19 protein-coding genes are annotated in these 20,971 nt (G+C 73.7%); 8 read left to right on the forward strand and 11 right to left on the reverse strand.

The genetic code is table 11. The features are described 5' to 3' along the window. Nucleotides 1-17: 17 nt before the first annotated feature. Entirely contained in the window at nucleotides 18-1,415 is a 1,398-nt protein-coding gene (locus tag ACL06G_RS13665) for a hypothetical protein (protein ID WP_412786033.1), read from the reverse strand. A 212-nt stretch (nucleotides 1,416-1,627) separates the two neighbouring features. Between ACL06G_RS13665 and ACL06G_RS13670 the strand changes: the two genes are divergently transcribed. Beyond that, a complete protein-coding gene (locus tag ACL06G_RS13670; RefSeq protein ID WP_412835939.1) occupies nucleotides 1,628-2,194 on the forward strand; it encodes a hypothetical protein in 567 nt (188 codons plus the stop codon). Between the two features lie 25 nt (nucleotides 2,195-2,219). Here ACL06G_RS13670 and ACL06G_RS13675 read toward each other — a convergent pair whose 3' ends face one another. Both ACL06G_RS13675 and ACL06G_RS13680 read right to left on the reverse strand, forming a co-directional pair. Next, nucleotides 2,220-3,386: an alpha/beta hydrolase gene (locus ACL06G_RS13675; protein ID WP_412835940.1), complete on the reverse strand. Its 1,167-nt coding sequence runs from the start codon at nucleotides 3,384-3,386 to the stop codon at nucleotides 2,220-2,222. A gap of 80 nt (nucleotides 3,387-3,466) precedes the next feature. Continuing rightward, a complete protein-coding gene (locus tag ACL06G_RS13680) occupies nucleotides 3,467-4,144 on the reverse strand; it encodes a class II aldolase/adducin family protein (RefSeq protein WP_412786036.1) in 678 nt (225 codons plus the stop codon). Nucleotides 4,145-4,335: 191 nt separating this feature from the next. Between ACL06G_RS13680 and ACL06G_RS13685 the strand changes: the two genes are divergently transcribed. Then, nucleotides 4,336-5,598, forward strand: coding sequence for an inorganic phosphate transporter (locus tag ACL06G_RS13685; RefSeq protein ID WP_412786037.1), 1,263 nt, complete (start codon nucleotides 4,336-4,338; stop codon nucleotides 5,596-5,598). Between the two features lie 24 nt (nucleotides 5,599-5,622). Then, entirely contained in the window at nucleotides 5,623-5,832 is a 210-nt protein-coding gene (locus tag ACL06G_RS13690) for a hypothetical protein (RefSeq protein ID WP_412786038.1), read from the forward strand. A 78-nt stretch (nucleotides 5,833-5,910) separates the two neighbouring features. Here ACL06G_RS13690 and ACL06G_RS13695 read toward each other — a convergent pair whose 3' ends face one another. Together ACL06G_RS13695 and ACL06G_RS13700 are read right to left on the reverse strand one after the other, a co-directional pair. Next, the gene (locus ACL06G_RS13695) at nucleotides 5,911-6,834 is read right to left on the reverse strand and encodes an NADP-dependent oxidoreductase (RefSeq protein WP_412786039.1); all 924 of its coding nucleotides are present in this window, start codon (nucleotides 6,832-6,834) and stop codon (nucleotides 5,911-5,913) included. Nucleotides 6,835-6,862: 28 nt separating this feature from the next. Next, nucleotides 6,863-7,630 (reverse strand): PaaX family transcriptional regulator C-terminal domain-containing protein, encoded by a 768-nt coding sequence (locus ACL06G_RS13700; protein WP_412786040.1) that lies wholly within the window; start codon nucleotides 7,628-7,630, stop codon nucleotides 6,863-6,865. 80 nt (nucleotides 7,631-7,710) lie between these two features. Between ACL06G_RS13700 and ACL06G_RS13705 the strand changes: the two genes are divergently transcribed. The 3 genes from ACL06G_RS13705 (at nucleotide 7,711) to ACL06G_RS13715 (ending at nucleotide 10,707) form a co-directional block, all read left to right on the forward strand. Next, the gene (locus ACL06G_RS13705; RefSeq protein ID WP_412786041.1) at nucleotides 7,711-9,366 is read left to right on the forward strand and encodes an acyl-CoA dehydrogenase family protein; all 1,656 of its coding nucleotides are present in this window, start codon (nucleotides 7,711-7,713) and stop codon (nucleotides 9,364-9,366) included. Then, nucleotides 9,363-10,121 (forward strand): crotonase/enoyl-CoA hydratase family protein, encoded by a 759-nt coding sequence (locus tag ACL06G_RS13710; protein ID WP_412786042.1) that lies wholly within the window; start codon nucleotides 9,363-9,365, stop codon nucleotides 10,119-10,121. Before ACL06G_RS13705 ends, ACL06G_RS13710 begins: the two co-directional genes overlap by 4 nt. Before the next feature lie 169 nt (nucleotides 10,122-10,290). Continuing rightward, nucleotides 10,291-10,707: a CBS domain-containing protein gene (locus ACL06G_RS13715; RefSeq protein ID WP_412786043.1), complete on the forward strand. Its 417-nt coding sequence runs from the start codon at nucleotides 10,291-10,293 to the stop codon at nucleotides 10,705-10,707. Nucleotides 10,708-10,740: 33 nt separating this feature from the next. On the opposite strand, the gene ACL06G_RS13720 is transcribed toward ACL06G_RS13715, so the two are convergent. The 4 genes from ACL06G_RS13720 to ACL06G_RS13735 all read right to left on the reverse strand — a co-directional run bounded on the left by ACL06G_RS13720 (nucleotide 10,741) and on the right by ACL06G_RS13735 (nucleotide 15,518). Continuing rightward, nucleotides 10,741-11,259 (reverse strand): DinB family protein, encoded by a 519-nt coding sequence (locus ACL06G_RS13720; protein WP_412835941.1) that lies wholly within the window; start codon nucleotides 11,257-11,259, stop codon nucleotides 10,741-10,743. Beyond that, complete coding sequence (locus ACL06G_RS13725; protein ID WP_412835977.1) at nucleotides 11,256-13,298, reverse strand: S9 family peptidase; 2,043 nt, start codon at nucleotides 13,296-13,298, stop codon at nucleotides 11,256-11,258. The genes ACL06G_RS13720 and ACL06G_RS13725 overlap by 4 nt, the downstream gene beginning before the upstream one ends. A gap of 62 nt (nucleotides 13,299-13,360) precedes the next feature. Beyond that, nucleotides 13,361-14,692: a M20/M25/M40 family metallo-hydrolase gene (locus tag ACL06G_RS13730; RefSeq protein ID WP_412835942.1), complete on the reverse strand. Its 1,332-nt coding sequence runs from the start codon at nucleotides 14,690-14,692 to the stop codon at nucleotides 13,361-13,363. Beyond that, nucleotides 14,685-15,518 carry a M55 family metallopeptidase gene (locus ACL06G_RS13735; protein WP_412835943.1) on the reverse strand — a complete coding sequence of 278 codons (834 nt, stop codon included), beginning with the start codon at nucleotides 15,516-15,518 and terminating at the stop codon, nucleotides 14,685-14,687. Before ACL06G_RS13735 ends, ACL06G_RS13730 begins: the two co-directional genes overlap by 8 nt. A gap of 210 nt (nucleotides 15,519-15,728) precedes the next feature. Here ACL06G_RS13735 and ACL06G_RS13740 point away from each other — a divergent pair, with 210 nt between their 5' ends. Further along, nucleotides 15,729-17,975: a heavy metal translocating P-type ATPase gene (locus ACL06G_RS13740; protein WP_412835944.1), complete on the forward strand. Its 2,247-nt coding sequence runs from the start codon at nucleotides 15,729-15,731 to the stop codon at nucleotides 17,973-17,975. A 106-nt stretch (nucleotides 17,976-18,081) separates the two neighbouring features. Here the strand turns inward: ACL06G_RS13740 and ACL06G_RS13745 are convergent, their stop codons facing one another. Continuing rightward, nucleotides 18,082-18,528, reverse strand: a complete 447-nt coding sequence (locus tag ACL06G_RS13745; protein WP_412786049.1) for an SRPBCC family protein — start codon at nucleotides 18,526-18,528, stop codon at nucleotides 18,082-18,084. A gap of 168 nt (nucleotides 18,529-18,696) precedes the next feature. Between ACL06G_RS13745 and ACL06G_RS13750 the strand changes: the two genes are divergently transcribed. Then, nucleotides 18,697-19,722, forward strand: a complete 1,026-nt coding sequence (locus ACL06G_RS13750; protein WP_412835945.1) for an Rv2578c family radical SAM protein — start codon at nucleotides 18,697-18,699, stop codon at nucleotides 19,720-19,722. A 27-nt stretch (nucleotides 19,723-19,749) separates the two neighbouring features. Here the strand turns inward: ACL06G_RS13750 and ACL06G_RS13755 are convergent, their stop codons facing one another. Next, nucleotides 19,750-20,940: a glycine C-acetyltransferase gene (locus ACL06G_RS13755; protein ID WP_412835946.1), complete on the reverse strand. Its 1,191-nt coding sequence runs from the start codon at nucleotides 20,938-20,940 to the stop codon at nucleotides 19,750-19,752. Between the last annotated feature and the right edge of the window lie 31 nt (nucleotides 20,941-20,971).

The following is a 20,971-nucleotide window of genomic DNA, read 5'->3' on the forward strand; positions in this document are numbered from 1 at the left end:
CGGGCGGGCTACGCGCGTCACGCCCCTCCGGTGTGCACCTGGAACGCGGCCCGCCGTACGGCCTTGGCCAGCGCGGGGTCCGGGTGGGCGGCCGCGAGCGCGACCAGCACCTGGACCGTGCGGGGATGCCCGACGGCCCGCACCTCGTCGATGAGTTCCGGCACCGTGCCCTGCACCGCGGTGTCGAGGTGGTCGACGAGCAGCCGGCCTTCACCGTGGTCGGTGACGGCCGCCGCGGTGTCGACCCAGAGCCAGGTGGCCTCCTCACGGGTCAGGACGCCCGGCGCGCCGCCCGCCAGCTCCTCCGGGTCTGCCCCTTCCTGCTCGGCCAGCCAGAGCAGGGCGTACGGGCGGAGACCGGGTTCCTCCGCCGCGGCGCGCACGTCCGGCTCGGCGGGAGAACCGACGACGCGCAGCGCTTCGAAAGCGAGAGCGCGGATCAGCGCGTCTTCGCCGCGCGCCGCCTCCAGCAGACCGGACACGGCGGTACCGACGGGCCGTGCGGCGATCCATGCGCGGTACTCCGCGCGCGCCGGGCCCGGTGTGAGGCGGGCGCAGCCGCGGAGCATGTCGGCCGCCGACTGCTCGATGTTGCCCGCGGGACTCTGCGCGGCCACGCAGATCTGCTCCAGCTTGGTCCACACGGCCCAGTTGCCGAGAGGGGTGAGTACGGCCGAGTCGCCGTGCTCCTCGTCCCGGCAGCGGGTGAGCGCGCCGACTGCGGCGAGGGCGTCGAGGGCCCAGTCCAGCAGCCCGGGCAGCGTGTCACCGGTCGACTCCGACTCGGCGGCTCTCTCCGGCCGGTCTGCGTGGAGCTCGGTGATGCAGCGTCCGAGGTGGTCGAGGAGAGCGGGCAGCGGCACAGGACCCGCCGAGAGGTGCAGCAGGGAGAGGACCTGCGGCATCGACACCACGACCTCTCCGGTGAGGACGGGGTCGGCGGTGTCTGCCGGAGCCGGGTGGGCGAGCGACCAGGCGTCGAACAGCGCTACCCAGCCGCGCAGGACCGCGCTGTCGTCGCGGTCCCACGCCTGCAGGCGCCATCCGGGACGCGCGGCGTCGCCGTGCAGCTCGACCAGACCGGCGAGCCGGGCGCGGTCCCAGTCGGCGCGCGCCTGCCCGGTGGTGACACCGAGTTCGGCGGCGGCTCGGGCGAATGCCTCGGTGGTGGGGACACCGGCCGTGGGCGGCTCGTCGGCGGCCCAGCGCGCCATCTGCACGGCTCCGCTCAGGCAGGCCCTCGCGTGGCGGGCGAGGACGCCGGAGGACGGCGTACCGGCCGGCGGACGCGGCGCGGAAGTGCCGCGTCCGGGCCAGCTGCGGCCGCGCGTCTCGGTCACGGTCCGGCGCGCCGCCGCGACGGGCCGACGGGGGACAAGGCGCAGGCGGGTGTCTCGCGGTGTACGGGACGTCACAGGAGCAGTGTTCATGGTCGGAGCCGAAAATCCCAAATGGAGCAGGCCTGGGCCTCACACGGTGTCATGGTCGGCCGCCGCGGAAGGGCCCGCCGGCCTGCCGCCGCGGCCTGCGGGGCACGCGCGGAGCGGGACGGGACACGACGGTATGAGGTACGTTCCTCAGCGATCTGTGAGGGTCCGCGAACAGTGCAGGAGAGGCGGGTTCGACGGTGTACGGCGGCGACGGCGCTCCGGAGGGCGGAGAAGCGCGGAGCGGCGGAGGGCTGCGGCTCGCAGCGGCCGGGGCGGCGCTCTGCGCGAGCCTGCTGACGGGCTGCGGTGACGACGGCGGGCAGGTGGCGGCGGCCGCACCGGGCTCGGAGGGCGTCCCGGCGTCCACGGCGGCGGACGACGGCGTGCGGCTCGACAAGAAGCTGGTGAAGGCGTACTTCCCCGAGTTCGGGAACGTCGTGTCCGTCGCGTGGAAGGGCTCCCTCCTCGACGATCCGACGGCCCCGGGCCCCTCGGACGTCCGCGTCGTCGGCGTGGTCGAGCTCTCCGCCGTGGACGTCCGGAGCCTGCGCGACGCCTACACGTGGCGGGACGGGCCCGACGAACCGAAGGTGCCCGCCGAGCTCCTTCCCCGGCTGCCGGAGGACGCGCGGTGGCAGGTGAGTCGGGAGTTCACCCGCACGGTCACGCGCGACGGGGCGTACTCGGGCAGCTTCTTCGTCGCCCTCGACCGTCGCACCGTCGTCTTCGACGCGGTGAACCCCGAGAAGCGGAGCGGCGGGTAGGCCGGGCGGCCCTCCGCGCGGGCAGTCACAGCAGGGGCGTGAGGAAGCGGCTGAGGAGCTCCTCGTAGCCACGCGGGTGCGCGTTCCACATCGCCGCGTGCTGCGCCCTCGGCACGGTGTGGAGGGTGACCAGGTCGGGACGCGCGTCCGCGAGGTCGCAGGAGGCGCGCCACGGCGCGACCGTGTCGTCCGGACCGTGGACGAGCAGCACCGGGACGTTCAGCAGGTCCGGGTCCGCGCAGACGGCGGGCCGTTCGGGACGCCGTGCGGCTCGTCCCTCGACGGCCCGCACGGCGAGCGGCAGCAGGGAGCGCGGGATTCCTCGCGAACCGGCCAGTGCGCGCAGCGTCGCCTCCGGGTCGAGCACGGGCGAGTCGAGGACCAGTCCGGCGACGCTGCCGCGCAGGGCGGATTCCGCGGCGACGTGCAGCGCCGCCGTGGCACCGGACGACCATCCGTGGAGGAGCACGCGGGACGCGCCGCGTTCCAGGGCGTGGCGGACGGCTGCCTCGAGGTCGCGCCTTTCACCGGCTCCCAGGGGGCCCGTGCCGTCCGGACGGTCGGGGGCGTCCCGGTCCCCGCGGCGGGCGGGCACCAGCACCGGCGTACCCAGGTGGTGCAGGTGCGGGAGGATGTTGAGGGCGAGGCCGCGCCCGGCACCGAGGCCGTGTGCGGTGATCACCCATGTCTGCCGGTCGCCGGGCACGTACCAGGCGGGGAGCGGGCCGAGTTCGCCGGGGATCTCGATGTCGTCGCACTCCAGGCCCAGTGCCGTCCTCGGATCGCCCTCGTGCAGCATGGGGGTGAGCCGGACGTCGGCCCCGGTCGTCGGGTCCCCGCGGGTCACCCGGCGGAGCTGCCGCACCACGCTGTCCGCCGGCGCGGTGTGGGTCGCGTCGTGGAGGACGTGGCCGACCACGGCGTGGACGTCCCGGCCGACGAGGCCGTAGGTGCCCGGAAGGTCCGCCGTCAGGCACCGTGTGAGTGCCACCTGCGGGGGCTGCACCGCGCTGCGGGCGTGCACGGTCATTCTCTCCTCGAACCCCGCGGGGACCGGTCCCTCGCCGCGGGGGTGCCGCGAGATTCCCGGACGGAGGGCACGGCCGGCGGCGAGCCGGCCGGCCGCCGCAGCGGCCACCGTGACTCCGAGTGCGGTGCTGGCGGCCACGGCCGCCTTCGTCGGCTTGCGCATCGCCACCAGTGTCCGCCGGAGTGCCGCTCTCCGGCCACCGGAGGCCCCGGCGGCGCGGCGCGACCGCGACGCCGGGCCGCTCAGACGCCGGGCCGCTGCCCGTAGTCGCCGAGGCGCTCGGCGACCCGGTCGAGCTCCTCTGGAGGCAGCACGGCGGGGCTGCGGCCCGGCACGGAGGACGCGGCGAGCCAGACCCGGCACATCCACTCCAACTGGGCGGTCCGGTCGTAGGCTTCGTCCAGGGTGCCGCCGTGGGTGAGGGTGCCGTGGTTGCGCAGCAGGGCAGCGCTGCGCCCCTCCAGCGCGGTGAGCAGGTGCCCGGCCAGTTCCCGGCTCCCGTAGGTGGCGTAGGGGGCGACGCGGACGGGGCCTCCCATCGCGGCCGTCATGTAGTGGATGGCGGGAAGTTCGTCCACCAGGGTGGAGACGGCGGTGGCGTGCACCGCGTGGGTGTGGACCACCGCCCGGGCGCCGGTGGCGCCGTACACCGCGAGGTGCAGGGGCAGTTCGCTGGTGGGCCGCAGGTGGCCGGCGACCGGGCGCCCGGCGAGGTCGACGGCGCACAGGTCCGCCGGCCCGAGCCGGTCGTAGGGCACGCCCGTGGGAGTGACCAGCACGGCGTCGCCCACGCGTGCGGAGACGTTGCCCGAGGTCCCGACGACGAGACCGTCCGCCAGGGTGCGCCGCGCCGCCCCGACGACCCGGTCCCAGGCGTCCCGCCACTGCGGTGGCACGTCACCCGTGTCGACAGCTCCCATGTTCACCTTCCGTTCCCTCCGCCTTCCCCTGCCGCTCGCCTCCACCGCGCCCCACCAGGGGTGGGCGTGACGGAGCACACACGAAGGCCGTGCGCCCGTGACACCCCGAAGCCTGCCCCAGTTCACCTTCCGTTCATCCGTCATCCTTACGTTCACCGGGTCACTGACCTTCGAACTGATTGCCTGGGTGAATGGAACACATCACGCTTCTCATCGGGATCGTGATCGTCACGGCCTTGGTGTTCGACTTTACGAACGGCTTCCACGACACGGCCAACGCCATGGCCACCACCATTTCCACCGGCGCGATGAGGCCCAAGGCGGCAGTGGCGATGTCCGCGGTCCTCAACCTCGGCGGTGCGTTCATATCCGTCGAGGTGGCGAAGACCATCTCCAAGGGACTGATCGACGAGGGCGCCGGTATCCAGCCCGAAGTGATCCTCGCGGCGCTCGTCGGTGCGATCACCTGGAACATGGCGACCTGGCTCGCCGGCCTTCCCTCCAGTTCCTCGCACGCCCTGATGGGCGGTCTGCTCGGCGCCGCGGTCGCGTCGATGGGTTTCGGATCGGTGAACGGTGACGTCGTCGTCACCAAGGTCCTCATCCCCGCACTCGCCGCACCGCTGGTCGCTGGTCTGGCAGCGGTCGGCGCGACCCGGCTGACCTACCGGCTCGCCCGCAGGGCCGATCCGGAGCAGGCCGGGAAGGGCTACCGGGCCGGCCAGATCACCTCCGCCGCCCTGGTCTCCCTCGCGCACGGCACGAACGACGCGCAGAAGACGATGGGCATCATCACGCTCGCGCTGATCTCGGGCGGCCTGCTCGCCCCGGACGCGGGGCCGCCGATGTGGGTCATCGTCTCCGCGGGTGTGGCCATCGCGCTCGGAACGTACATCGGCGGCTGGCGCATCATCCGCACGCTCGGGCGGGGGCTGACGGACATCCACCCGCCGCAGGGCTTCGCGGCGCAGACGAGCGCGGCGGTCACCATCCTCGCCTCCTCCCACCTCGGCTTCTCACTGTCCACCACCCACACCTGCTCCGGTGCGGTCATGGGTGCGGGGATGGGTCGCACCGGCGGATCGATCCGCTGGGGCACCGTGGGACGGATGGTCGCGGCGTGGGCCGTGACCGTTCCGGCGGCGGGTGCCGTCGCCGGTGGTGCGGCTCTGCTGGCCGAAAGGGGCGACCTGGGTGTCGCGTTGGTGGCGCTGCTGGGCCTGCTGGTGAACGGCGGCATCTGGTTCGCCTCCCGCAGCCGGCGGGTGGACCACACCAACGTCAACGACCTGCCGGTGGCGGACGAGCCGGCCCCGGAGGTCGCGGCCGTTCAGGCGGTGTCCCCGCCGCCCGCCATCCCGGAACAGCGCGCCCGCGGTGCCGCCGACTCTCCCGGTACGACCGGCTCCACGGCCGGTGCCTCGTCCCACGCCTCCCACGCCTCCGGCGCCTGAGGCGCCCGACCCGAAGGACTCTCCATGGACATCGACTGGGCCGCACTGGGCACCGTCTTCGGCGTCAGCCTGCTCGCGTCCGTCGCGCTGGTCGGGGTGTTCACCCTCGGCATCGCGGGCTCCGCGTCCCGGAAGGACGGCAGCACGTCCGCCCTCGCCCGTGGCGGGGCATACGTCTGCTACGCCCTGTGCGCGGGTGCGGTGGCGTACGGCCTCTACCTCATCGGTGCCTGACGGCACGCGACCTCCCGCACGGTGAAGGGCGGGCACCGGCTCCCGGGCCGGTGCCCGCCCTTCCGTGCGGGAGTCCGGTCAGTCCACCCGCAGCACGATCTTGCCGCGGGTCCGGCCCGCCTGGCTGAGGCGCCATGCCTCGGCGGCCTCCGCCAACGGCAGAGTGCGGTCGAGGTGCACGGTCAGCTTTCCGGCGTCGGCGAGGTCGCCGAGCGTGGTCAGTCCCGCCGCGTCCGGGCGTACGAACAGGTACTGGGCGCCCTTCGCCCGTGCCTCGGGGTCGACGATCGAGAGTGCGCGCTCGGGCTTGTGCAGCACCTGCTGGGAGACGTCCAGCGCCTCTCCGCCGACGAAGTCGACAGCGGCGTCCACCCCGTCCGGGGCGGCCTCCCGCACACGCTCGGCGAGCCCGTCCCCGTAGCGGAGCGGCTCGGCACCGAGCCCGCGCAGGAAGTCGTGGTTGTGTTCGCTCGCCGTACCGAGGACGCGGGCGCCCCGTGCCACCGCGATCTGCACCGCGGCCGAGCCGACTCCGCCCGCCGCGGCGTGCACCAGCACGGTCTCATCGCGGGTCACGCCCACCCGGTCGAGTGCCTGCAGCGCGGTGAGCCCGGCCAGCGGGAGACCTGCTGCCTGCTCCCAGCTCAGGGAGGCGGGCTTGCGGGCGAGCGTGCGCACCGGGGCCGCTGCCAGTTCGGCGTAGGTGCCGTGCTGGACGTGGTCCTTGCGCAGGTAGCCCATGACCTCGTCGCCGACCTCGAACTCGGTGGCGTCGATGCCGACCTGCTCGACCACACCGGCGACGTCCCAGCCGGGCACGAGCGGGAAGTGGGTCTCGTAGATCGGGTCCAGGCCGCCGGATGCGATCTTCCAGTCGACGGGGTTGACCCCCGCCGCGCGCACGCGGACCAGTACATGGTCCGGCGCCACCTTGGGCTCGGGCCGGTCCGCAAGGCGCAGGCCGTCGGGACCGTCGTAGCCGTCTGTCACGATTGCCTTCATGCCGGGGGCAACGCCACGGGTCCGGTGATCATTCCTGTGCCGCTCCGCCGGTGAGGTGGCCCCGGAGCACCGCGGCGAGTTCGTTCTCGAAGGCGTCGTAGCGGCGACGGAGCTCCTCGCCGGGCCAGTGGCCGGGGAGCAGCGGATCGGGCAGCAGCGGATCCGTGAGCAGGTGGCGAAGCGCGGCAGCGGAGAGGGTGAAGCGTTCCGCCGGGCCGGCGGAACGGTCCATGGCCGCGACGAGGGCGTGTGCCCGCCGCGACCAGGCGCCGAGGTCCCACAACCGGCCTGCGAGCCGGAGGGGGTCGTCTGCGGGAACCGCGGTGGTGAAGACCGTGCACCGGTGGCCGACCTGCGTCGCGAGGTCGTGGTCCAGGTTCGCGGGGCGCAGCCAGGTGCCCTCGCGGAGTTCTGCGAGGCGGAGCCGCGCCATGTCCCTGCGGAGGGCGGCCCGCTCGGCGGCGGGACGCCGCTCACCTCCGGCGACGGCGAGTTCCCAGTCCCCCCGCCACGGCCGCAGCCGCGGTGCCCGGCTCTCGTCCTGCCGTGCCTGCCGGTCGAGGAGCCGGGCCGTGAGGCCGTAGCCGCGGTCGTCCTGATCGAGATCGCCGGCCGCCACCATGCGGGAGAGCGCGACGCGGACGGTTCCCTCCGCGACACCGAACAGTTCACCGACGCGGACCAGCGCGCGGGCGGGCAGGCGTGGCGGATGGTGGCCGAGCAGGGTGCTGAGCACGATCGAGCGGGCGGTGAGCGGGCGCAGCTGCGGGAGGGTGCCGGGGACGGTGTCGTTCATGCGGGCGCGCCTTCTCCTGGGCGGGGGCGACGGGAATTACATCTGTTCTTCGCATGTAGAGCAAGCGTAATGTCGAGGTTATGGCTACCCACGAGGTCTTCAACCAGGCACCGCCCCTGACCGATTTCCAGGCGGCGGACGAGCCGGCTCTGCTCGACGCCGTGCACCGCGACGGCACGGCCGGAGGCGCTGCGGACCTGCGGGCGCTCGGCGCGCTCGCGGGCTCCGCCGCCGTGCAGGAGCAGGCACGGCAGGCCGAGGAGCACCCACCCCGCCTGCACACCCACGACCGGTTCGGGCACCGGATCGACGAGGTGGAGTTCCACCCCGCCTGGCACGCCCTGATGACCGCGGCCGTGGAGCACGGCCTCCACGCGGCCCCGTGGGCGGAGCCCGGCCCGGGCGCGCACCTGGAACGTGCCGCGAAGTTCTATCTCTGGTCGCAGGCGGAGGCCGGGCACGGCTGCCCCGTCTCGATGACCTATGCCGCCGTTCCCGCGCTGCGGGCGGAGCCCGGGCTCGCCGAGGTCTACGAGCCGCTGCTGGCCTCCCGCACCTACGACTTCGGCCTGCGTCCGCCGCTGGGCAAGGCGGGGCTGATCGCCGGCATGTCGATGACGGAGAAGCAGGGCGGTTCGGACGTCCGCAGCAACACCACGACGGCCGTGCCGACTCCCGGTGACGACGGCACCTACCGCCTCACGGGGCACAAGTGGTTCACCTCGGCCCCGATGAGCGACGTGTTCCTGACTCTGGCTCGGACGGAGGAAGGCCCGACCTGCTTCCTGCTGCCCCGGGTGCTGCCGGACGGCAGCCGCAACGCGCTGCGGCTGCAGCGGCTGAAGGACAAGCTGGGCAACCGGTCCAACGCCTCCGCGGAACTCGAGTACGAGGACGCCGTGGGCCGGCGGATCGGAGAACCCGGCCGGGGCGTGCGGACCATCGTGGAGATGGTCAACATGACCCGGCTCGACTGCGTGCTCGGCACGGCGGCGGGCATGCGCGCGGGGCTGCGGCAGGCACTGCACCATGCGCAGCACCGGCAGGCGTTCGGCGCCGCACTGGCCGACCAGCCGCTGATGCGGAACGTCCTGGCCGACCTCGCGATCGAGTCGGAGGCCGCGACCACCCTGGGGCTGCGGCTGGCCGCGGCCCTGGACGCCGCACTGGCCGGCGACGAGCACGAGGGTGCGCTGCGGCGGCTGGGGCTGGCCGCCGGCAAGTACTTCGTGTGCAAACGGGGCAGCACGCACGTCGCCGAATCGCTGGAGTGCCTGGGCGGCAACGGCTACGTCGAGGAGTCCGGGATGCCGCGGCTCTACCGGGAGGCCCCGCTGCTCTCCATCTGGGAGGGGTCGGGCAATGTCGCCGCGCTCGACGTGCTGCGTGCGGTGGCGAAGGACCCGTCGACGCTGGACGCCCTGTTCGCGGAGGTGGAGAAGGCCTCGGGCGCGGACCGCCACCTCGACGCGGCGGTGTCCGCGCTGCGCAAGGACCTCGCGGTCCTGGGCGGTGACCCGGGTGAGGCGCAGCTGACGGCGCGGCGGGTCGCGGAGCGCCTGACGCTGGTGCTGCAGGGATCGCTGCTCGTACGGCACAGCACCTCGGCCGTCGCCGACGCGTTCTGCGCCTCGCGCCTGGGCGGGGAGTGGGGCCATGCGTTCGGCACGCTGCCGGTCGGCACCGACCTGGGCGGGGTGCTGGAGCGCTCGCGCGTCGGGACTCACGCCCGGTGACCGGCACCGTCCGTGCGGAACGGGACGGGCCGGTGACGACGGTGGTGCTGGCCCGCCCCGCCGCGCGCAACGCGGTGGACGGCCCCACGGCAGCGGCGCTGGCGGACGCCTTCCGCGCGTTCGACGCGGACGCCGGGGCGCGGGTGGCGGTGCTGTGGGGCGAGGGCGGCACGTTCTGCGCGGGGGCCGATCTCAAGGCTCTCGGCACTCCGCGCGGCAACCGGGTGGCGGCGGACGGCGACGGGCCGATGGGGCCGACCCGGATGCGGCTCGCCAAGCCGGTGATCGCCGCGGTGAGCGGCCACGCGGTGGCGGGCGGACTCGAACTGGCGCTCTGGTGCGACCTGCGGGTGGCGGAGGAGGACGCGGTGTTCGGGGTGTTCTGCCGACGGTGGGGTGTGCCCCTGATCGACGGTGGCACGGTGCGGCTGCCGCGTCTGATCGGCACGGGCCGGGCCCGGGACATGGTGCTGACGGGACGCGCGGTGGACGCGGCGGAGGCCCGTGCGATCGGTCTCGCCGACCGTGTCGTCGCGCGGGGCGGGGCACGGGCGGCCGCCGAGGGGCTGGCGCACGAACTCGCCGCGCTGCCGCAGGCGTGTCTGCGGAGCGACCGCGCCGCGCTCCTCGACCAGGAGGGGCTGCCCGAGGCGGAGGCACTGGCGGCGGAGCTCGCCCGGGGGCGTGAGGTGCTGGCCGAGGGAGTGGAGGGCGCGGGCCGCTTCGCGGCCGGGGAGGGCCGGCACGGCGTGTGAATCCGCGCCGCGCTGCGGCGGGGCCCGCCGGGCGCGGTCCGGGGCCCTCTCGGCCGGTCCGCACCGGATCGGCGGTTTCCCGCGGGGAGGAGGGGTGACCCGAGCGGCACGGGAGCATTGCGGCTGCCGATTCCTCACACATCACGACCACCATCATCAGGAGGCCGCCATGACCACGGCTGCTGAGATCATGCACAGCGGCGCGGAGTCGATCCCCGCCACCGAGAGTCTGGACCGGGCGGCCCAGATCATGCGCCGGCTGGATGTGGGGGCGCTGCCGATCAGCGACGCCGAGGACCGGATGTGCGGGATCCTCACCGACCGCGACATCGTGGTCGGCTGTGTCGCGGAGGGCCGCGATCCCGCGCACACCACCGCCGGCCACCTGGCGAAGGGCACACCCCGCTGGGTCGACGCGGACGCCGACGTGTCCGAGGTCCTCGACGAGATGCAGAGTCACCGCATCCGCCGGCTGCCCGTCATCGAGAACAAGCGGCTGATCGGCATGATCAGTGAGGCGGACATCGCCCGCCACCTGACGGACGACCAGGTGGCGCACTTCGTCGAGGAGGTCTGCGCCGCCTGACGTCTGCGCGGCGGACGGTCCTGCCCGCCCCGGTCATTCCCCGACGGCTCCGTCGGTCAGCTCGCGCACGACGTCCAGTTGGCCGACGTGGCGCGCGTACTCCTGGAGCAGGTGCAGCAGGATCCAGCCGAGGGTGGGGGCCTCCTCCGGTACGGCGAAACGACCTCCCAGCGCCGCTCGGTCCTCCCACGCGGCCCCGGCCGCGATCTCCCGCGAGCGCACGCACTGTGCGGCGAACGCCTCGCGCACCTCGGCGGCCGTGGTGCCGTCGGGGACGTGCCAGCGGCCGTCCGGGGTGCCGTCGGCGGCGTCGCCCCACGGGTCGGGAATCCGTTCGCCGAGGAATCCCCAGCACAGCCAGCGCCGTTCCACGTGGGTCAGGTGGTGCAGCAGTTCCAGCGGGGTCCAGTTCGACGGCAGCCGACTGCGGCGCAGCTCCTCCCCGGTGAGACCGTCGAGTTTCACGAGCAGCGTTTCCCGGTGGAAGTCCAGCTGTCCGGCCAGGAGTTCCTCCGCAGCGGAGAGGCGGCGGGACGGCTCGGCGCGGGTCATGCGGTGCCTGCCGGATCGCGCGGGGCCTCCGTGACGAGGTCGAGCTTCGGGACGTCGTCCCGTTCGATGCCGAACGTCTGCAGGTAGAGGGAGAGTTCCGCCTCGACGGCGCGCACGAGGGTGTCCGCCCGGCGGAAGCCGTGCCCCTCTCCCCCGAAGGTGAGGTAGGCGTGCGGAACGCCCTGTCCGGCGACCCGTTCGAGGAAGCGCTCGCACTGGACCGGCGGGCAGATGACGTCGTCGAGTCCCTGGAGGAGCAGGAAGGGCCGACGGACCCGGTCGGCCCGATTGACCGGCGAACGGTCGTGGTAGCGGTCGGCGTCCGCGCCGGGGTCCCCGACCAGGGAGCGCAGGTACTGGGACTCGAAGTCGTGGGTCTCGCCGGTGGCCCAGCCCTCGAGGTCCAGGATGGGATACGTGACGGTGCCGCAGGCGAACACCTCGTCCGCGGACGAGGTGAGGGAGGCCGCGCTCGTCCAGCCGCCGGCGCTGCCGCCGCGAATGGCCAGTCTCTCCGGATCGGCGGAACCCTCGTCGGCGAGTGCGCGGGCCACGGCCGCGCAGTCCTCGACGTCGACGACTCCCCACTGGCCGCGCAGGCGGTTCCGGTAGGCGCGGCCGTAGCCGGTGGAGCCGCCGTAGTTCACCTCGGCGACGCCGATGCCGCGGGAGGTGAAGTAGGCGATCTCCAGGTCCAGCACCATCGGCACCCGGCCGGTGGGTCCGCCGTGCACCCAGATGACGTACGGCGGCAACTCGCTCTCGGGTGCGGTGCACTCGGGGTGGCGGGGCGGGTAGACGTGGGCGTGCACCTCCCGCTTCCCGTCCGCGGTGCGGAACGTCCGCTCCTGCGGGCGCGGAAGCAGGGCCGGATCGACGGCGTCCCGGTGCGCCTCCGCGACCACGCGGCTGTGGCCGCTGCCGGTGTCCAGCTCCACGATCTCGTAGGAGGAGTACGGACCGGCCGCGATCCCCGTGACCCGGCTGCCCGCCACGGCGAGGGCGGCCGCCCACTCGGTCCAGTGGCCCGGGGCGTCGGCGAGTGTGCCGGTCGCCGGGTCGAAGACGGCGAGGGCGGAGTCGCCGCGGCCGTGGAGCACCGCGACGGTGCCGTCGGGGAGCGGCGCGAACCAGCGCAGCCCGATCCGCCACAGGGCGCCGCCGAACTCCTCCTCGCGCGGGCAGAGGTTCACGGCCTCACCGGTTCCGGGGTCGACCCGGTGCAGGTTCCACCAGCCGGTGCGGTCGGTGGACACCAGCAGGGTGCCGTCGGGAGCCCAGTCGGCCTGCGCCAGCGACTCCTCGGGGCCGCCCATGAGGGTGCGCGCACCGGTGAACGCCCCGTCGCCGTCCGCGTCCACGTCGGCGATGCGGAGCAGCGTGCCGTCCCAGGGCATGGCCGGGTGGTCCCACGCCAGCCAGGCGGCCCTGCGTCCGTCGGGTGAGAAGCGGGCGCCGGTGAGGAACCGGTGGTCGTCGCCGGGACCTCCGGTCAGCTCGCGCAGCCGGGAGGGGTCGTCCGCCGCGGAGCCGTCCAGCGGGACGGAGACCAGGGCCCGCCGGACGTCGGTGGGGCGTTCGCCGGTGAACTCCTCCATGACGCAGACCACGTCGCCGTGTCCGGGGCGGATGACGGGGTCGCACCAGCGGCGCCCGCCGCCGGTGGCCGACTCCGGGGTGAGCGGGGCGGGCCCGGTGCCGCTGTCCGGTGCGAACCGGTACAGGCGCTGGTCGGCGAAGTGCGTGAGGACCACCAGCGGCCCCTCCCCCTCCGCGCCCGGGACACCCGCCCAGGGATGGCCGCCGTACTCGATGACGCGGTTGCGGACGTTCCAGGGCGGTGGGAGGACCGTTTCGGGTGCGCGTCCCGGCACCAGCCGCACGAGTGCGCGGCGGCCGCCCTCCGCGGGGCGGGGGGCCGTCCACCACAGTTCCTCGCCGACGGCGCCGAGGTATTCGGGCTTGCCGTCGTGTGCGGCGACGAGCGCGGCGTCGACGGGGGACGGCCACGTGCCGTAGGGGGCGGAGCGGTGGGGCATGGTGGTGCCTCTCCGGGGGTCGGGGGCGGTGGTGGCGCGTGCGGCGGCGTGCGGCGGGCGGGTCACATCGCCCGCAGTGCGCGGTCCAGGACGTGCACGCCGAAGTGCAGGGCGTCCACGGGGACGCGTTCGTCGACGCCGTGGAACATCGCCTGGTAGTCGAAGCCTTCGGGGAGCTTCAGCGGTGAGAAGCCGTAGCCGCGGATGCCGAGCCGGGAGAACTGCTTCGCGTCCGTGCCGCCCGACATGCAGTAGGGCACCACGCGCGCGGTCGGGTCGAACCGCTGGAGTGCCTCCCGCATCGCGTCGAAGGCGGGCGCGTCGACGGGGGCCTCCAGCGGCACCTCCCGGTGCTGGAAGTCCCAGTCGACGTCCGGGCCGGTGAGGGTGTCCATGGTGGTCCGGAAGTCGTCCTCCGCGCCGGGCAGCATGCGTCCGTCGACCTGGGCCGTGGCGGTCCCGGGGATGACGTTCACCTTGTAGCCGGCCTCGAGGACGGTCGGGTTGGCACTGTTGCGCACGGTGGGGGCCACCAGGGCGGCGGACGGGCCGAGGCGCGCCAGCAGCGCGTCGACGTCGAAGCCGGGCGCGTCCGGGTCGGGGGGCTCCAGGCCGTTGGCCAGGGCCAGTTCGGTCAGTGCCGCGCGGACCGTCGGGGTGAGTCGGACCGGCCAGGTGTGCGCGCCGATGCGGTGGACGGCGGTGGCGAGGCGGCTGACCGCGTTCTCCCGGTTGACCTTGGAGCCGTGCCCGGCGCGACCGTGGGCGGTGAGCCGCAGCCAGGCGGTGCCCCGCTCCCCCGCCGCCACCGGGTACAGCCGCAGCCCGTTGCCGGCGTGGAAGGTGAAGGCACCTGACTCGCTGATGCCCTCGGTGCAGCCGTCGAAGAGTCCCGCGTGCTGTTCGACGAGGAAGTCGGCGCCGTACTCGGCGCTGTCCTCCTCGTCGGCGGTGAAGGCGAGGACGATGTCCCGGCGCGGCCGCACGCCCGCCCGCGCCCAGGCGCGGACGACGGACAGCACCATCGCGTCCATGTTCTTCATGTCGATGGCGCCGCGTCCCCAGACCACACCGTCGCGGACCTCGCCGGAGAACGGGTGGACGGTCCAGTCCTGCGCGCGGGCGGGCACCACGTCGAGGTGGCCGTGCACCAGGAGGGCGTCGGCGGACGGGTCGGTTCCCTCGATGCGGGCCACGACGTTGGTGCGGTCCGGCGCCTTCTCGAGGAAGACCGGCTCGATGCCGTGCTCCGCGAGGCGTTCGCCGACGTACTCGGCCGCCGGGCGTTCCACGCCGTCCCCGGCTCCGTGGTTGGTGGTGTCGATGCGGATCAGCTGCGAGGTGAAGGTGACCGCCTCGTCGAGCGCCTGCCGGTCGATGTGTGCCTCAGCCATACTGCTCCTCCACCGCCGAGGAGACGAGTGTGGTGACCGCCTTGAAGCAGCGGATCCCCTCGTACATGGTGGGCGCCGTGTACGCGACGCGCCGCTCGGCGGTCTGCTCCACGCCGGGGACCACGGTCGCGGCGCCCGCCAGGTGCTCGGCGTCGAACTCGAGGGCGATCTCGTGGGGGCCGGCGTGCACCGGTTCGTGCCGGACGGCGAGTGCGGCGGCCCCGGCGGCGGCCGCGCGGATGTCGCGGGCGGTGCGTGCGGGGGTGCGGCAGACGGCGGCGTAGCGGGAGACGTAGTCCTTCACGGCGACGGTGCGCGCGTCCGGTGCGTACTTCGCGGCGTCGTGGCAGGTCCGGTCGTCGCCGGTGACGAGGACGACGGGCACGCCGTACTCGGCGACGACCAGGGCGTTCAGCAGTCCCTCGCCGGCCCGCGCGCCGTCGACCCAGACTCCGGTGAGGGAGTTGGCCAGGTAGGTGTGGGCGAGGACGCCCTCGCTGCCCGCGCCGGTGTGGTAGCCGACGAAGGCGATGCCGTCGACGTCACCGTGCTGCACTCCTTCGACCATGCTCAGCGCCTTGTGCCGGCCCGTCAGCATCTGCGCACGGTCGTCGAGCTGCTCCAGCAGCAGGTTCCGCATGGTCCAGTGGGCTTCGTTGATGAGGACCTCGTCGGCGCCCCCGTCGAGAAAGCCGGCGACCGCGGCGTTCACGTCCGAGGTGAACAGCGTTCGGCACCGCTCCCATTGGGGTGTCCCCGGGAGCACGTCGGCGGGCCAGGTGACGCCCGTCGCGCCCTCCATGTCCGCGCTGATCAAGATCTTCATGGGGCGTCACGTTATCCGTTCGCGAACCGCTGCAAAAGGCCCGCCGGGAGGCCGGTGGCGCCTGTGTCGCCGGAGGCGGGCGACGCAGGCCGCGACCTTTGCGCCCTGTACCCCCTGGGGGTACAAAGGGAGGAGAGACGTATACCCCCTCAGGGTATACGGGCGCCGGTTCGGCGGGCGCGACGAGCGGAGCACGAGGAGCTTGGCAGCATGACGACCGCAGCACCCGAGGACGCCGGGGTGGAACTCGCCATCGGCGGGATGACGTGCGCTTCCTGCGCGGCGCGCATCGAGAAGAAGCTCAACCGGATGGACGGGGTCGAGGCCACCGTCAACTACGCCACGGAGACGGCCCGCGTGCGTCACGGCAGCGCCGTCGCGGTGGACGACCTCATCGCCGTGGTGGAGGGGGCCGGCTACACCGCCGCACTGCCGGAGCCTCCCGGGGAGGATGGCGAGCAGGCCGCATCCCGGGAGACCGACGACCTGCGGCCGCTGCGGCAGCGGCTCGTCACCGCCGCGGTACTCGCCGCCCCCGTCATCGTGCTGGCCATGGTTCCGGCGCTGCAGTTCACCTACTGGCAGTGGCTGTCCCTCACCCTTGCCGCGCCGGTGGTGACATACGCGGGCTGGCCCTTCCACCGTGCGGCCTGGACGAACCTGCGGCACGGGGCGGCCACGATGGACACGCTGGTCTCCGTCGGCACAGCGGCGGCCTTCCTGTGGTCGGTGTGGGCCCTCTTCCTGGGCACCGCCGGGGAACCCGGCATGACCCACCCCTTCGAATTCACCGTGGAGCGCACGGCGGGCGCCGGGAACATCTACCTGGAGACCGCCGCGGGCGTCACCGCGTTCCTGCTGGCCGGCCGGTACTTCGAGGCACGGTCCAAGCGGCGGGCGGGCGCCGCCCTCCGGGCGCTGACGGAACTGGGCGCCAAGGAGGTCACCGTCCTGCGGGAGGACGGGAGCGAGCGGCGGATCGCCGTTGCCCGGCTGGCGGTCGGGGACCGCTTCGTGGTGCGGCCCGGCGAAAAGATCGCGACGGACGGCCGGGTGCTGGAGGGCTCCTCGGCCGTGGACGCGTCGATGCTCACCGGGGAATCGGTGCCGGTCGAGGTCACTGAGGGGGACACGGTGTCCGGCGCGACGCTCAATGCGGGCGGCCGCCTGGTCGTGGAGGCGACACGGGTGGGATCCGGGACGCAGCTGGCCCGGATGGCGAAGCTGGTGGAGGAGGCGCAGAGCGGCAAGGCGGACGCCCAGCGGCTCGCCGACCGGGTGTCGGCGGTGTTCGTGCCCGCGGTCGTGCTGCTCTCGCTGGCGACGCTGGTGTTCTGGCTGGGCACCGGGGCCGGCGCGGCCGCCGCCTTCACCGCCGCCGTCGCGGTGCTGATCATCGCCTGCCCGTGCGCACTGGGGCTCGCGACGCCGACCGCGCTGCTCGTCGGTACGGGACGCGGCGCCCAGCTCGGCATTCTCATCAAGGGCCCCGAGGTGCTGGAGAGCACGCGGAAGATCGACACCGTGGTGCTCGACAAGACGGGCACCGTGACGACGGGCCGGATGACGCTCCGGGCGGTGCACCCCGGCGCGGGCGAGGACGCGGACGAGGTGCTCCGCCTCGCGGGCGGGCTCGAGCACGCCTCCGAGCACCCCGTGGCCAGGGCCGTCGCGGCGGGCGCCGCCGACCGGCTCGGCTCCCTCCCCCGGGTGGACGGGTTCGCCGGTCTGCCGGGGCTCGGTGTGCGGGGCACCGTCGAGGGCCGTGCCGTGCTCGTCGGACGGGAGTCGCTGCTGCGGGCGGAGAGCACGGAGTACCCGGAGGAGCTGGCCGCACGCGCCGCGGAGGCCGAGGCCGCGGGCCGCACGGTGGTCGCCGTCGGCTGGGACGGCAGGGCCCGGGGCCTCCTGGAGGTGGCCGACGCGGTGAAGGAGACCAGCGCCGAGGCCGTCCGGCGCCTGCGCGGCCTGGGCCTGACGCCGGTGCTCCTGACCGGGGACCACGCCTCCGTCGCCGAGGCCGTCGCCCGCGAGGTCGGTATCGACGAGGTCGTGGCCGGCGTGATGCCGGCGGACAAGGTGGCGGTGGTCGAACGGCTGCAGCGCGAGGGCCGTTCGGTCGCGATGGTCGGTGACGGCGTCAACGACGCCGCCGCGCTGGCGCAGGCCGACCTGGGCCTGGCGATGGGCACGGGCACCGACGCCGCCATCGAGGCGGGGGACCTGACCCTGGTCCGCGGGGACCTGCGTGTCGCGGCCGACGCCGTCCGGCTGGCCCGGCGGACGCTCGGCACCATCCGCTCCAACCTGTTCTGGGCGTTCGCCTACAACCTCGCGGCGCTGCCGCTCGCCGCGGCGGGCCTGCTCAGCCCGATGATCGCGGGAGCCGCGATGGCGTTCTCCTCGGTCTTCGTGGTCGGGAACAGCCTGCGGCTGCGCCGCTTCCGCGCCGCCTGACCGGCGGCAGGGGCCCCGCCGTCCGGGTTCCGGGGCGGCGGACGGTTCTCCTCCCGCGGGGAGGGCCGTCCGCCGCCCCGTCAGCGGTCCTGACCGGCGGACGGCGTCACTTCTCCGTGTGGGCGGCGAGCTTCGCGAGGGTCGCGTCGTGGATGCGGGCGAGCCCCTTCGGGGCGAAGGTGCGTTCGAAGAAGCCGCCGATGCCGCCCGCGCCGTTCCACACCGTGCGCACCTCGACCCTCGAGGTGCCCTCACGACTGCCGGGCACGACCTTCCAGGTGGTGACCATGGAGGAGTTCCGGTCCGTCTCCACCAGTTCGTCGTTCTCGGTCTCGGTCACCTCCAGCAGGCAGTCGCGCACCCGCTTGCTGGTCGCCTGCAGCTTCCAGTGGACCAGCGTTCCGTGTCCGTCACCGCCCTCGCGGACCTCGTACTCGCTGAAGTGCTCGGGCAGCAGCTTCGGGCGGGTGCCGCGGTAGTCGGCGAGCGCATCGAACACGTCGTCGGGCTTCGCCGCGATCTCACGGTGCGTTGCGGACTCGACCTGGGCCATGGGTCCTCCTGTGGTGTGCGCGGGGCCGTCGACAGCCCCGCTGGCGGGCTCACGCCAAGCCAACCACCCCCGTGCCGGGCACCCAAATCCGGTTGACGAACAGAGGGGAACAGATGTTCTATTCATGGAGTGGGGCGTACCCGTCCCGGTGCGACGAAGGAGGACGCCATGCGGTGGGAGAACCTGGACGGGGACGGTCCGGCCGCCCTCTTCGGATCGGACGTGGTCACCCGGCGCTTCGACACCCCGGAGTTCGCGGGCGTAACCTTCCACGAGGTGCGGGCCCGTTCGCTGGTGAACCGGGTGCCGGGCGCTTCGCGGATGCCGTTCGACTGGACGGTGAACCCGTACCGGGGCTGCACCCATGCGTGCGTGTACTGCTTCGCGCGCAGGACGCACAGCTACCTCGACCTCGGCACCGGCGCGGACTTCGACTCGCAGATCGTGGTCAAGACGAACGCCCCCGCGCTGCTGCGGCGGGAGCTCGGCAGCCGCAACTGGCGCGGCGAGCACATCGCCATGGGCACCAACGTCGACTGCTATCAGCGCGCGGAGGGCCGCTACCGGCTGATGCCCGGGATCCTCACCGCACTGCGCGACTACGCGAACCCGTTCTCCCTGCTCACCAAGGGCACGCTGATCCTGCGGGACCTGGACCTGCTGCGGTCGGCGGCGGCCGTGTGCGACGTCGGGGTCTCCGTCTCGGTCGGTTTCACCGACGAGGAGCTGTGGCGCACCGTCGAACCGGGGACACCCGCCCCGCAGCGCCGCCTGGAGGTGGTGCGGGCCCTGTCCGGGCAGGGCATCCCCTGCGGGGTGCTGATGGCGCCGGTGCTCCCCTTCCTCAGCGACTCACCCGCTCAGCTGCGCGCCACCGTTCGGGCCGTCGCCGAGGCCGGGGCGACGTCGGTCACGCCGCTCACGCTGCACCTGCGGCCGGGGGCGCGGGAGTGGTTCACCGCATGGCTCGCGGCGCACCATCCGCCACTGGTGCGCCGCTACGAGGAGCTGTACGACTCCGGCGCGTACGCACCGACCTGGTACCAGCGCCGGATCACCCGGCAGGTCCACGAACTGGCCGCCGAGTACGGGATGGGCCCGGCCGCGCCCGGAGCGCACCGGTTCCCGCCGGAGGACGCCGGCGAGCAGCGGCCGGCGGCCGGACCGGAGGCCACGCAACTCACGCTGCTGTGACCCCCGGCGGGCCGCCGATCGCCGCCGTCAGTCGCGGTCGGCGGCGACCGCGTCGCGCACCTCGGTGAACGCGCGCACGGCACGCCTCACGTCGTCGGTGGAGTGCGCGGCCGAGAGCTGGACCCGGATGCGCGCCTTGCCCTTGGGGACCACCGGGTACGAGAAGGCGATCACGTAGATGCCGCGCTCCAGCAGCGCCGCCGCCATGCGGGCGGCGAGCGCCGCGTCCCCGACCATCACCGGCGTGATGGGGTGCTCCCCGGGGAGGATGTCGAATCCGGCTGCGGCCATCTCGGAGCGGAACAGCCGCGTGTTCTCCCGCAGCGTGCTGCGGCGGTCGCCCGAGGTCTCCAGCAGGTCCAGGATGCGCAGCGAGGCGCCCACGATGGACGGTGCGAGGGAGTTGGAGAACAGGTAGGGGCGGGAGCGCTGGCGCAGCAGCTCCACGATCTCCGCCCGGGCGGCGACGTAGCCGCCGCTGGCGCCGCCGAGGGCCTTGCCGAGGGTGCCGGTGATGATGTCCACCCGGTCGGTGACGCCGAAGAGTTCGGGCGTGCCGCGGCCGCCGTCGCCCATGAAGCCCACGGCGTGGGAGTCGTCGACCATGACGACGGCGTTGTAGCGCTCGGCCAGGTCGCAGATCTCGTCGAGCGGGGCGACATAACCGTCCATGGAGAACACGCCGTCGGTGACGATGAGGCGGTGCCGCGCGTCCGCGGACTCCTTGAGGCAGCGCTCCAGGTCGTCCATGTCGCGGTTCTTGTACCGGTACCGGGCGGCCTTGGACAGCCGGATGCCGTCGATGATGCTCGCGTGGTTCAGCTCGTCGGAGATAACGGCGTCCCCGGCGGAGAGCAGGGTCTCGAACACGCCGCCGTTGGCGTCGAAGCAGGAGCTGTAGAGGATGGTGTCCTCGGTGCCCAGGAACTCCGACAGCCGCCGCTCCAGCACCTTGTGCGGCTCCTGCGTGCCGCAGATGAAGCGGACCGAGGCCATGCCGAAGCCCCAGTCGTCCAGGGCCTGTTTGGCGGCGGCGACCACGTCGGGGTGGTCGGCCAGGTCGAGGTAGTTGTTGGAGCAGAAGTTGACGACTTCGTCGGAGCCGACGTGGATGCCGGCCGATTGCGGGCTGGAGATAACGCGTTCGGACTTGTACAGCCCGGCCGCGCGGATCTCGTCGAGTTCGGTGCGCAGGTCCTCGCGCAGGGTCTCGAACACGGTGGGTCCTCCTGGGATCTGTGGGGGCCGG

Origin of the sequence: Streptomyces callyspongiae (assembly GCF_047200695.1) — a bacterium.
GTDB lineage: Bacteria > Actinomycetota > Actinomycetes > Streptomycetales > Streptomycetaceae > Streptomyces.

Bases quoted from the DNA above. Each gene is read 5' to 3' on its own strand.
- ACL06G_RS13675 (WP_412835940.1), bottom strand. From the start codon at position 3,386: ATGCGCAAGCCGACGAAGGCGGCCGTGGCCGCCAGCACCGCACTCGGA.
- ACL06G_RS13680 (WP_412786036.1), bottom strand. From the start codon at position 4,144: ATGGGAGCTGTCGACACGGGTGACGTGCCACCGCAGTGGCGGGACGCC.
- ACL06G_RS13685 (WP_412786037.1), top strand. From the start codon at position 4,336: ATGGAACACATCACGCTTCTCATCGGGATCGTGATCGTCACGGCCTTG.
- ACL06G_RS13690 (WP_412786038.1), top strand. From the start codon at position 5,623: ATGGACATCGACTGGGCCGCACTGGGCACCGTCTTCGGCGTCAGCCTG.
- ACL06G_RS13695 (WP_412786039.1), bottom strand. From the start codon at position 6,834: ATGAAGGCAATCGTGACAGACGGCTACGACGGTCCCGACGGCCTGCGC.
- ACL06G_RS13700 (WP_412786040.1), bottom strand. From the start codon at position 7,630: ATGAACGACACCGTCCCCGGCACCCTCCCGCAGCTGCGCCCGCTCACC.
- ACL06G_RS13705 (WP_412786041.1), top strand. From the start codon at position 7,711: ATGGCTACCCACGAGGTCTTCAACCAGGCACCGCCCCTGACCGATTTC.
- ACL06G_RS13715 (WP_412786043.1), top strand. From the start codon at position 10,291: ATGACCACGGCTGCTGAGATCATGCACAGCGGCGCGGAGTCGATCCCC.
- ACL06G_RS13720 (WP_412835941.1), bottom strand. From the start codon at position 11,259: ATGACCCGCGCCGAGCCGTCCCGCCGCCTCTCCGCTGCGGAGGAACTC.
- ACL06G_RS13725 (WP_412835977.1), bottom strand. From the start codon at position 13,298: ATGCCCCACCGCTCCGCCCCCTACGGCACGTGGCCGTCCCCCGTCGAC.
- ACL06G_RS13730 (WP_412835942.1), bottom strand. From the start codon at position 14,692: ATGGCTGAGGCACACATCGACCGGCAGGCGCTCGACGAGGCGGTCACC.
- ACL06G_RS13735 (WP_412835943.1), bottom strand. From the start codon at position 15,518: ATGAAGATCTTGATCAGCGCGGACATGGAGGGCGCGACGGGCGTCACC.
- ACL06G_RS13740 (WP_412835944.1), top strand. From the start codon at position 15,729: ATGACGACCGCAGCACCCGAGGACGCCGGGGTGGAACTCGCCATCGGC.
- ACL06G_RS13745 (WP_412786049.1), bottom strand. From the start codon at position 18,528: ATGGCCCAGGTCGAGTCCGCAACGCACCGTGAGATCGCGGCGAAGCCC.
- ACL06G_RS13750 (WP_412835945.1), top strand. From the start codon at position 18,697: ATGCGGTGGGAGAACCTGGACGGGGACGGTCCGGCCGCCCTCTTCGGA.